The sequence below is a fragment of the Rhodoferax sp. U2-2l genome, assembly GCF_020594515.1.
GTDB lineage: Bacteria > Pseudomonadota > Gammaproteobacteria > Burkholderiales > Burkholderiaceae_C > Rhodoferax.
In genome coordinates this window covers 150,809-162,192 of sequence record NZ_JAJCTH010000001.1, presented here as the reverse complement: position 1 = coordinate 162,192, position 11,384 = coordinate 150,809, and the positions used below count along the sequence as shown (strand labels likewise).

At 59.7% G+C, this 11,384-nt stretch carries 9 protein-coding genes; 8 read left to right on the top strand and 1 reads right to left on the bottom strand.

All coding sequences use genetic code 11. The features are described from left to right. The first annotated feature begins 102 nt into the window (after nucleotides 1-102). Together LHU53_RS00735 and LHU53_RS00730 are read left to right on the top strand one after the other, a co-directional pair. Entirely contained in the window at nucleotides 103-2,163 is a 2,061-nt protein-coding gene (locus tag LHU53_RS00735) for a carbon starvation CstA family protein (protein WP_227330157.1), read from the top strand. Continuing rightward, nucleotides 2,156-2,368 carry a YbdD/YjiX family protein gene (locus tag LHU53_RS00730; protein WP_227330156.1) on the top strand — a complete coding sequence of 71 codons (213 nt, stop codon included), beginning with the start codon at nucleotides 2,156-2,158 and terminating at the stop codon, nucleotides 2,366-2,368. The genes LHU53_RS00735 and LHU53_RS00730 overlap by 8 nt, the downstream gene beginning before the upstream one ends. A gap of 232 nt (nucleotides 2,369-2,600) precedes the next feature. On the opposite strand, the gene LHU53_RS00725 is transcribed toward LHU53_RS00730, so the two are convergent. Next, a complete protein-coding gene (locus LHU53_RS00725; RefSeq protein WP_227330155.1) occupies nucleotides 2,601-3,305 on the bottom strand; it encodes a response regulator in 705 nt (234 codons plus the stop codon). Nucleotides 3,306-3,478: 173 nt separating this feature from the next. On the opposite strand from LHU53_RS00725, the gene LHU53_RS00720 reads away from it, so the two are divergent. The 6 genes from LHU53_RS00720 to LHU53_RS00695 all read left to right on the top strand — a co-directional run bounded on the left by LHU53_RS00720 (nucleotide 3,479) and on the right by LHU53_RS00695 (nucleotide 11,361). Continuing rightward, entirely contained in the window at nucleotides 3,479-4,663 is a 1,185-nt protein-coding gene (locus tag LHU53_RS00720; RefSeq protein WP_227330154.1) for a NapC/NirT family cytochrome c, read from the top strand. Next, entirely contained in the window at nucleotides 4,656-5,315 is a 660-nt protein-coding gene (locus tag LHU53_RS00715) for a molecular chaperone (protein ID WP_227330153.1), read from the top strand. The genes LHU53_RS00720 and LHU53_RS00715 overlap by 8 nt, the downstream gene beginning before the upstream one ends. Before the next feature lie 184 nt (nucleotides 5,316-5,499). Beyond that, nucleotides 5,500-7,977: a trimethylamine-N-oxide reductase TorA gene (gene torA, locus LHU53_RS00710; protein WP_227330152.1), complete on the top strand. Its 2,478-nt coding sequence runs from the start codon at nucleotides 5,500-5,502 to the stop codon at nucleotides 7,975-7,977. Nucleotides 7,978-8,038: 61 nt separating this feature from the next. Continuing rightward, nucleotides 8,039-10,414: a PAS domain-containing hybrid sensor histidine kinase/response regulator gene (locus LHU53_RS00705; protein WP_227330151.1), complete on the top strand. Its 2,376-nt coding sequence runs from the start codon at nucleotides 8,039-8,041 to the stop codon at nucleotides 10,412-10,414. Nucleotides 10,415-10,430: 16 nt separating this feature from the next. Next, nucleotides 10,431-10,952: a molybdopterin-guanine dinucleotide biosynthesis protein B gene (gene mobB, locus LHU53_RS00700; protein WP_227330150.1), complete on the top strand. Its 522-nt coding sequence runs from the start codon at nucleotides 10,431-10,433 to the stop codon at nucleotides 10,950-10,952. Next, nucleotides 10,879-11,361 (top strand): hypothetical protein, encoded by a 483-nt coding sequence (locus LHU53_RS00695; protein ID WP_227330351.1) that lies wholly within the window; start codon nucleotides 10,879-10,881, stop codon nucleotides 11,359-11,361. Before mobB ends, LHU53_RS00695 begins: the two co-directional genes overlap by 74 nt. Nucleotides 11,362-11,384: the final 23 nt, after the last annotated feature.

The following is an 11,384-nucleotide window of genomic DNA, read 5'->3' as shown; positions in this document are numbered from 1 at the left end:
TCGCCTCCACTGCGGGCTGGGGTGACAACGTTTGCTCCTTTTCGCTGCGGTATGCCCCATGGTTTGCAAGGGCCTGGGCGTTTAACTACTACAGGAGAAAACATGAACCTTGTTTACAAGCACGCGCTTTGGGCGCTGATAACCGTGATCGGGGTGTTCTCCCTGGGCACGGTCGCCCTGTCCCGGGGCGAGACGTTGAACGCGTTATGGATCATCATCGCCGCAGTGTCCATTTACCTGGTGGCGTACCGCTACTACAGCCTCTACATTGCAGACAAGGTCATGCAGATCGACCCGACCCGGGCCACCCCGGCGGTGCGCCGTAACGACGGGCTGGACTATGTACCGACCAACAAATATGTGCTGTTTGGTCACCATTTTGCGGCCATTGCAGGTGCCGGCCCCCTGGTGGGCCCGGTGCTGGCAGCGCAAATGGGCTACCTGCCCGGTACGCTGTGGATCATCGTTGGCGTGGTGCTGGCCGGTGCCGTGCAGGACTTCATGGTGCTGTTTGTCTCGACCCGGCGCGACGGGCGCTCACTGGGCGACCTGGTCAAGTCCGAGTTGGGCCTGGTGCCCGGCATGATTGCCCTGGTGGGCACCTTTGTCATCATGGTCATCATTCTGGCCGTGCTGGCGCTGATCGTGGTCAAGGCGCTGGCCGCCAGCCCCTGGGGCACCTTTACCGTGGCTGCCACCATTGTGATCGCCATGTTCATGGGGGTCTACAGCCGCTATCTGCGCCCCGGTCGCGTCGGTGAGGTGTCGGTGATCGGCCTGGTGTTGTTGATTGCCTCTATCGTGGCGGGTGGACAGGTGGCTGAGCACGCGGTGCTGGGCCCGATGTTCACCTTTGATGCCAAACAGCTGACCTGGATGCTGATCATCTATGGCTTCATTGCCTCGGTGTTGCCAGTCTGGCTGCTGTTGGCCCCGCGTGACTATTTGTCAACTTTCCTGAAAATCGGCACCATCGTCGGCCTGGCCTTGGCCATGGTGTTTGTGGCGCCCGATTTGCGCATGCCTGCAGTCACCCAGTTTGTGGATGGTACCGGCCCGGCCTGGTCTGGCAGCCTGTTCCCCTTCATCTTCATCACCATCGCGTGTGGTGCAGTCTCTGGCTTTCATGCCCTGATCTCGTCGGGCACGACGCCCAAGCTGCTGGACAACGAAAAGAATGCCCGCATGATTGGTTACGGCGGCATGTTGATGGAGTCTTTTGTGGCGATCATGGCCATGGTCACCGCCTCAGTGATCGACCCGGGTGTCTATTTCGCGATGAACAGCCCGGCGGCGGTGATTGGCAGCGACGTGCAGAGTGCGGCCCTGGTGATTTCGCAGTGGGGTTTCATGATCACCCCGGATGTCTTGTTACAAACCGCCAAGGACGTGGGTGAAACCACCATCCTGTCACGTGCTGGCGGTGCGCCGACACTGGCGGTGGGCATGGCGCAGATCTTTTCCCAGGTTCTGGGTGGGCCCGGCATGATGGCGTTCTGGTACCACTTTGCTATTTTGTTTGAGGCCTTGTTCATTTTGACGGCTTGTGACGCAGGTACCCGTGCCGGTCGCTTCATGCTGCAGGACTTGCTGGGCAGCTTTGTGCCGGCTATGAAAAAAACCGATTCCTGGGTTGCCAGCCTGATCGCCACCTTTTTGTGTGTGGCCGCCTGGGGTTACATCTTGTACCAGGGCGTGGTTGACCCTCTGGGGGGCATCAACAGCCTGTGGCCGCTATTTGGCATCTCCAACCAGATGCTGGCCGGTGTCGCACTGATGTTGTGCACGGTGGTGTTGTTCAAGATGAAGCGCCAACAGTTCGCCTGGGTGACGATTCTTCCCGCCAGTTGGCTGATCATCTGCACCTTGACCGCGGGCTGGCAAAAAGTGTTTGATGCCAATCCGAAGATCGGCTTTCTGGCGCTGGCCAACAAGTTCCAGGCCGCCATTGACCAAGGCGTGGTGCTGGCACCAGCCAAGAGCATGGAGCAAATGCATCAAATTGTGTTCAACAACCAGCTTGACGCCGCATTGGCCGTGTTCTTCATCTTTGTGGTGGTCAGCATGATGTACTACACCGTGGTGGCCTGTTTGAAAGCTCTCAAGCAGGACAAAGTCACCAGTTGTGAAACACCCTATCAGGCCATGCCTGCCCATGGCTAGGCTGTTCTCCTTCAATGACCTGTCCACGGTAGGCAAATACCTGGGACAGGCCGCCCGCCAGATGGTGGGGGTGCCCGATTACGCCACCTATGTGCGGCACCGGCGCATCACCCATCCTGGTCTGCCGATCATGACTGAATTGGAGTTCTTTCGGAATCGGCAGGATGCGCGTTATGGCGCCGGGCGTTCAGGCGGATGTTGCTGAGCTCAAAGGACACCGACTAGCTGCCGGGAAACTGCAAGCGTCATCTGCTTCCCATCTATTCGAACACCACTTGTGCCTAAGGAGCTGGGTTGCAGTGAGCAGGAACACGACTTCGTAAGGGTCTATTGGCGCCTGTCAACTGAAAAAGGATTAAATTTTGGGTAGCTGATTTCAACAGGCTGAAAGCGGGCTACAGTTTCTCGTGCTACACGCCACATACCGGCCGTTCAAATCAACCTTCCCCAGCCAAGACGTAGCCAACGCCCTGAACTGTCACAATGATTCGTGGATCAGCAGGCGTGGCTTCCAACTTGCGACGCAGCCGCCCCACCAGGACGTCAATGGTCCGGTCGTTGGCCGCCCGATCACGACCACTGACGTGGTCCATCAGGCTGTCACGGGTCATCACCCGTCCAGCGTTCTGGCACAAGGCTGCCAGTAATTCAAATTCAAACATGGTCAGCCGGACATCATCCCCGGTCGGGGACATCAGAGTTCTGCGAGGGATGTTCAGCGTCCAACCGGAGAATCGCTTCACTGCTTCATCTTTCCGAACCACATGTGCCAGCTGGGTGCGACGCAGCAAGTTCTTGGTCCGGGCAAATAATTCACGCATATTAAAAGGCTTGACCACGTAATCGTCGGCGCCCATTTCCAACGCCACGATCCGATCCACATCCTCGGCCTTGCCGGTCACCATGATCACCCCCACCTCTGACTGGCGGCGGACTTCCCGCAACAGGGAAAACCCGTCCTCATCGGGCAGGCTGATGTCGAGAAGGATCAGATCAACATCGCCTTTAGCAAACAGCTCGCGCATGGTCTCGCCGTCGGGTGCCGTGCTGACCCGGTAGCCCTCTTTGCTGATGTAGGCCGACAAAGTGGTGCTGGCGACCGGGTCATCTTCAACGATCAGGATGTGGCTGTTGGCGAGCATGGTTTAGAGGTCCGGGTAGGAGGACCGGTCATCATAGTCGCTTGTTCACACGCCATTTACATCTTCGGGCAAGGCGTTCAAATCGGCGGCGAACGGCATTCACACCGTGGCCATACCGTTGGCAACAGGTGGCGAGACCTTTGCCACTCCAACGTTGGAAACAGGTGACATTGATGATCAAGACAATCTGGCAGTGGCTCAAATCGATCCGGCCCCGTTACGGCCTGGCGTTGCTGCTGGTCGGCAGCGGCCTGACCGGCATTCTGGCTTGGGGTGGTTTTCATACCGCGCTGGATTTGACCAACACCGAGGCGTTCTGTATCTCCTGCCACCAGATGCGCGACACGGTCTACAAGGAATACACCACATCGGTGCACTACAAGAACGCCTCTGGCGTACGCGCTAGTTGCCCGGACTGCCATGTTCCCCAACCCTTGATCCCGAAGCTGGTGGCCAAACTCGCCGCCAGTACCGAGCTCTATCACGCCTTGGTCGGAACGATCGACACACCCGAGAAATTCGAGGCCCATCGCCTGACCATGGCCCGCCGGGTCTGGGATGACATGACAGCCAACAACTCCCGCGAGTGTCGAAACTGCCACACCGACGACGCCATGGACTTCCACAAGATGAAGAAGCCCGAAGAAGCCAAGCGGATGCAACAAGGCATGGCCACCGGGGAAACCTGCATCGCCTGCCACAAGGGCATCGCCCACAAGATGCCGGACCTGAGCCAGGGTTACCGCTCGATGCTCAAGGACATCACCACCACCGCTGCCGCCAACAGCAAGCTCAGCCAGGGTGACAAGGTGTATTCCTTCCGCACCGGTGCATTATTTCTGGACGTCGCCAATCTGGCGCCCGATGCCACGGGCGACGGCAAACTGCTGGCCGCCTCCGAAGCGACCGTGGTGGACAAACAAGGCGACTGGGTGTTGATCAAGCTCGACGGCTGGCAACAGCAGGGTGCCGAACGGGTGATCTACGCCCTCAAGGGCCAGCGCATCCTGAACGCCGCCCTCGGCGAGGGCTTGATGGCCAAAGTGCTCAGTGAAGCGCCGGTCGAAGACCCCGACACCGGTTTGGTGTGGTCCAAGGTCTCGCTGCAGGCCTGGGTCGCCCGGACCGACCTCAGCCGCGATCAAGCCGCATTGTGGGCATATGGCTCGGAGATGTATCGCAGCAGCTGCGGCACCTGTCACAGCCTGCCGCCCACCGACCACGCCCTGGCCAACCAGGTCATTGGCGGCCTCAATGCCATGAAGCGTTTTATCTCCCTGGACGATGAGGAATACCGCTTTCTCCAGAAATACCTGCAGTTCCACGCCAAGGACACTGGAGGTGCTCACCATGACTGAAACCTCACTGAGCCAGGTCGCAGCTGATCGGGCGGCCTTGTACCGCTGGTTTGCCCGAGCCTTTTATGCCCCACCGACGCCCGCCGAGGTGATTGACCTGCAGCAGGGCGGCGGCCAGTGCTTACTGACCTCCCTGGCGTTGACCCCGGAGGCTGCAGTGGGTGTCCAGGCCATGCAAGACGTGCTGCGTGGTGGGACTTCCTCCCAGGTAGCTGCGGCGTTGGGCGCGGCACATGCCCGGTTGTTTGACGGTGTTGGGGGCCGACATGGCGCCCCACCCTACCGGTCCCTGTACAGCGGTGAGCGGGGTGTGCTATGCCAGCAGGCAACGCTGTCCATGGAGCGAGTCCTGCGCCAGCACCGCCTGCGGGTCCAGGACACGATTTGTGAGCCGGCCGATCACCTGTCCATTCAACTGGAGGTGATGGCGCAACTGGCTTTGCGGCTGGCCGAAGTCGTCGACCCGACGAATGCCCCGCTGGCGCCTCTGAGCGCCGAACAAGCCGACTTTCTGCAGCAGCAACTCCTGAGCTGGGTGCCCGAATTCAGCCGCCGTGTGACAGAGCAGGATGACCTCGGATTCCATGCCGGGTTGGCCTGTGTGCTGCTGGTGGTGCTCCAGCAGGATCTGGCTTACCTCAAAGGTATGTGACAACAGGCCATGAGGCGGCTGTTGTTACACCGTGTTCACATCCGGTTTGCGCCTGGATCACTTCAAGCGCCATCGTTGTTCACACGGGTTGCCTAGACTGATTACAGCAGGACGCCGCCCCTGTTGTGGTTTGAGATGACCTCTGGCGGTTCGCAGGAAATCATTCGCACAGAAGGAATTCAAAATGTCAGACTCAACCCTTACCCCCGTCTCGTCTCAGCTGTCGCGCCGCCATTTTCTGGAGGCCACCAGTGCCGCCGGTGCCATGGGCATGGTGGGCACCTCGCTGTTGTCATTTGGTGCCGCCGCCGCGGTGCCGCCGTCGGGCAGCGTCCTGACCGGCTCACATTGGGGCGCGTTTCGTGCCAAGGTCGAAGGTGGTCGCGTGGTCGGTTTCACCCCGTGGGAAAAAGATCCGTTTCCCAGCCCGCAGCTCAAAGGCGTGATTGACTCCATCTATTCGGCCAGCCGGATCAAATACCCGATGGTGCGGCGCTCCTACCTTGAAAAAGGCCCTGGCACAGACAACGCCAATCGCGGCAACGGCGACTTTGTGCGCGTCAGCTGGGATCAGGCCCTCGACCTGGTGGTCAAAGAGCTGACCCGGGTTGAAAAGACCTACGGCCCGGCTGCCACCTTTGCCGGCTCCTACGGCTGGAAGAGCCCTGGCAAGCTGCACAACTGCCGGACCTTGTTGAGCCGGATGATGAACCTCAAGGGCGGCTTCGTGAACCACACGGGGGACTACTCGACCAGTGCCGCGCAGGTCATCATGCCGCATGTGGTGGGTTCCCTTGAAGTCTACGAACAACAAACGGTGTGGCCGGTGGTGGTCGAAAAGTCCGAACTGGTGGTGTTCTGGGGCGCCAACCCAATGCTGACCAACCAGATCGCCTGGACGATTGCCGACCACGATGGTTATGCCGGCCTGAAGGCACTGAAAGATTCGGGCAAGAAGGTCATCTGTATTGACCCGGAAAAAACCGAAACCTGCAGCTACCTCAAGGCCGAATGGCTGGCTCCCAAGCCGCAGACCGATGTGGCCATGATGCTGGGCATTGCCCACACCCTGGTGGCAGAAAAGTTGCACGACACCAAGTTCCTGTCGACCTACACCACCGGTTTCGACAAGTTCCTGCCCTACCTGATGGGCGAAACCGACAAGACACCGAAGACCGCCGAATGGGCTTCGGCCATTTGTGGCATCCCGGCAGCCACCCTCAAGGAACTGGCCCGGCGCTTTGCCAAGAACCGCACCATGCTGGCCAGCGGCTGGTCCATCCAACGTCAACACCATGGTGAACAAGCCCACTGGATGCTGGTGACACTGGCCTCGATGCTGGGTCAGATCGGCCTGCCTGGTGGTGGTTTTGGCCTGAGTTACCACTACGCCAACGGTGGCGCCCCCAGCGCCGACAGCCCGGTCATGCCCGGCATCACCGACGGTGGCAAGGCGGTGGCCGGGGCGGCCTGGTTGTCGACCGCAGGCGCGGCCTCGATTCCGGTGGCGCGGGTCGTCGACATGTTGCTTAATCCGGGCAAACCGTTTGACTTCAATGGCAAACGCGCCAACTACCCCGACGTCAAGATGGCCTACTGGGTGGGTGGCAACCCCTTTGGTCACCATCAGGACCGTAACCGCATGGTCAAGGCCTTCCAGAAGCTCGACACCTTCATCGTCCAGGATTTCCAGTGGACCGCCAGCGCCCGCCACGCCGACATCGTCCTGCCGGTCACCACCGCCTATGAACGCAACGACATCGAACATGTGGGTGACTACTCGATGCGTGCCATCATGGCGATGAAAAAAGTGATTGAACCGATGTTCGAGGCCCGCAACGATTACGACATTTTTGCCGCCATCGCCAAACGTTTGGGTAAGGAAAAGGAGTTCACCGAGGGCAAGTCCGAAATGGAATGGATCCGCTCGTTCTACGACGCGGCCCTGTCACAAGCCAAGACCAAGAAAATCGACATGCCGGCCTTTGACACCTTCTGGAACGGTGCCGGAGTCGTCGAGTTTCCGATTTCCGCGGCTGCCAAAGCCTTTGTGCGCCACGGCAAGTTCCGCGAAGATCCGTTGCTCAATCCGCTAGGAACCCCCAGCGGAAAGATCGAAATCTACTCAAAGAACATCGAGAAGATGGCCTACGACGATTGCCCCGCGCACCCGACTTGGATGGAACCGGTCGAACGCCTCGGTGGACCCAAAACCAAGTACCCGCTGCACATTGCCTCCAGCCACTCCAAAGGCCGACTGCACTCCCAACTGTGCGGCACCGTGATGCGGGATACTTACGCGATTGCCGGGCGGGAGCCGTGTTTCATCAACACGGCGGATGCCAAGGCCCGTGGTATCAAGACCGGGGATGTGGTCCGGGTGTTTAATGACCGCGGCCAGATCCTGGCTGGAGCCAATGTCACCGAAGCCATCCGACCTGGGGTAATCCGGGTCAGTGAAGGCGGCTGGTACGACCCGGTGGAGCCCGGCAAGCCCGGTAGTCTGGACCGTTACGGCGACGTCAATGTGTTGACAGTCGATATGGGCTCCTCCAAACTGGCGCAAGGCAATTGCGGTCACACCGCGGTGGGCAATGTCGAGAAATACACCGGTGCGGCACCGAAGCCCGGCGTGTTTGTTGCCCCCAAGGCCGCGGCCTGAGCGAGGTGTTCTGGCCTTGGGCTGCGGATTTTCGCCCCAAGGCGTTTGGTTCAGGAGTGACATGCAAGAGTTGAGTGACTTGATTGCCCAACGCGAAGACTGGCTGGTGGATCGAACGATCCACTATGCCAAGCTCTACGGCTACACGCCGTACACATCGACGCTAGCTGAGGCTTGGCGGGCGTCCGTTTGTGGCATGTCGGCACCCCTGATCCAGGCCTTGGCCGCGTACGACGAGCCGCCGCAACTGGTGGCCGGTGACGATGCCGAAGACGCCATCACCGCTTACGGCATCGCCGCCGCACGACGGCATCGCTCGCGCGGCATCACCTTGGGTCTATTCCTGGGGTTGATGAAGTATTACCGCCAGTCTTACCTGGATCTGCTGGAGCTGGGTGCCTGGCCCACCGCGCAGACGGCACGTTACCGGGAGTTTGTCTACCGCTTCTTTGACCGGGTGGAGATTGGCTTTTGCAGCGAATGGGCGGCCCAGAACGAAAGTGAGCTGGTGCTGGAGGCGCGCGAGATCAACCGGGCGCTGACCCACGAAAAAAACAAGTACCTGACCATTTTCGAGAGTCTCAAAGACCCGGTGGTGCTGCTCGACATGGCCGGGCACATCGACAACACCAATCAGGCCGCCGCCGAACTGTTTGGTGGCTCGGAGGTTCCTGGCGCTGGCTACTACAGCCACAACCAATTGCCGTTGCTCGATGCGGTGCTGCCAGCGCTTGCCAAGGGCGACGGTGAACATGTGTTGGACACGGCGCGCGGGCCCCGCTGTTTTGATGTCAAAACCCAGACCATGCTGGATGTCAGCGAGAAGTTCGCTGGCACGGTGCTGATCTTCAACAACATCACCGATTACAAACAGGCGTTGGAGCAGGCCGAGCAGGCCAACCGCACCAAGTCGGCGTTTCTGGCCTCGATGAGCCACGAAATCCGCACCCCGATCAACGGCATCGTCGGCATGACCTCGCTGTTGCGCGATACCCCGTTGAACGCGCGGCAAAGCGGGTATGTCAACACCATCGCCACTTCCGGCGAGATCCTGTCCTCACTGATTGCCGACATTCTGGATTACTCAAAGATCGAAGCCGGGGTGCTGGAGGTGGAGAACATCGACTTCAGCGTGGAAGCGCTGCTGGCCGACGTCATGACGTTGATGGTGCCCTCGGCCTCGCAAAAAGGCTTGGCCCTGACGGCCGAGTTGGACCTGGCCCCTGCCGTCCAGGTACGGGGCGACTTCAACAAACTGCGCCAGATCCTGCTGAACCTGGTCAACAACGCGGTCAAGTTCACCGAACATGGCAGCATCGGCGTGCAGGCGCTGTGCCAGGGCCCATGGCTGCGTTTTGTGGTGAGCGACAGCGGCATTGGCATTTCGGTAAGTGGCCAGCGCCATTTGTTTAGCGCCTTTGTGCAGGCCGACACCTCGGTGGCCCGGCGTTATGGCGGCACCGGCCTGGGGCTGGCCATCTGCCACAAACTCGTTACCGCCTTGGGCGGCGAGATAGGCCTGGACAGCCAGGTGGGCCAAGGCAGCAGGTTCTGGTTTCAGGTGCCACTTGTACTGGCACGGTTGAGTGCCGAGGCTGCGTTTGAGGACCGCGATGCATCATCGCCTGGCTTGGACTTGCTGGTGGCGGAGGACGATGAGATCAACCGCTTGGTGGCTTGTGGCTTGCTGGAAAAGGTCGGCCACCGGGTCAGCGCCGTGACATCCGGTCATGCGGTACTGGCATTACTGGCCGACCGACGCTTCGACCTCATTCTGCTAGATCTGAATATGCCCGGCCTTGGCGGCCTGGAGACCATCCGGCGCATCCGCTCCAACCCGGACCCCTTGATTTCACACCTGCCGGTGGTGGTGGTGTCGGCCCTGGTTACCCAGGATGCGATTCAGGACTGCCTGGCTGCGGGCGCCAACGCCTTTCTGGGCAAACCTTATCGTCCGGACCGTCTGGAGGCGACGATTCGCGCCGTGCTACGCACCGAGACTAGTCCAGTCAGCCCCGCAGATCAAGCCCGCGAAGGCGCCAACCCGAACAACCCTGCCCAGCCAGCACTGGACACTTCGCTGCTGGCTGAACATGCGGCGCAACTGGGCGTCTCCATGACGGAGCAGATCGTCCGTTTGTTTGTGGATACGGTGCCAACCAGTCTGGCGCAAGCCCAGCGAGACAACCAGGCTGGCGATTTGCAGCGGGTAGAGCGCGCCGCCCATCGCATCAAAAGCTCGGCCGCCACGCTGGGCTTGAGCGCCCTGGCCGAGGTGGCGGCTGCGCTGGAGACCGCCGCCGCCGAGGGTGCACAGACCACCGTGGCGCGGCTGCTACGTGAATTTGAGCAGCGTCTGCCCGAGGAGATAGGTCACCTGCAGTCTCTGTGGTCTGAACTGCAGCGCCAAGCCGTGCGACCTTGCCCCACCCCCTGAAGAAAGAATAAGACACATGAAGATCTTTGGTATTGCCGGACATTCCGGTATGGGAAAAACCACCTTGCTGGAACGGCTGGTGCCGGAGATTGCCGGGCGTGGCCTGGTGGTGTCGCTGATCAAACACAGCCACAAAAACATCGACATCGACCACCCCGGCAAAGACTCGTACCGTTTACGCGAGGCGGGCTGCCAGGAAGTGTTATTGCTTGGCAATGAGCGCTGGGCCTTGATGCATGAACTGCGTGGCGCACCCGAGCCGCCGCTCGATGACTTGCTCGACCGCCTGCAACACTGTGACCTGGTGCTGATCGAAGGTTTCAAGGGCGGTGACTTTCCGAAGCTGGAGGTCTGGCGCCAGAGCCAGGGCCAGCCGATGTTGTGGCCGCAGTGGCCCGGGATCGTGGCCATTGCAAGTGAAACCCCGGTTCCGAATGACACGTTGGTGCAGTTAGATTTGGCGGATGTCAGCAACATCGCTACTTTTGTATTGGAAAACGCTGTCTGTCGCGGGGTCGATAACAAAACTCAAAGATGAAAATCACTTTTGCGTTGATGTCAAAAAAATTGTTTCAAGAGTAGACGAACATGACGCGCAAGCTGAAGCAGCGCGTACACGTTGTGAGCATTTGCAGTGGAGCATTTGGGCTGCCGGCCTGGCGGGGATCACCCAGATAGGTTTGAGGATTGCTGCCTGTCGTGGCCGCCGGTTCCTTCAAGGACGACGATGTGTGCGCGGTCGCTTCACCTTGAGTGGAAATCCTTATCCAATGTCGGTAACAGATACTGAAATTGAAGAAGCGTATTTGCTCCGGGGCGACGAAAAGTACCCTATCGGAGATGCTGCGCTTTGTGTCAGCTTGGTCGAGGTCTACCATGGGTTTGCTTTCAGGGTGATTGCATCCCATATTACTCAACAAAGATGCGCTCAAATTCATGGTAACTGAGATATACACCGTCGGGCATTCGA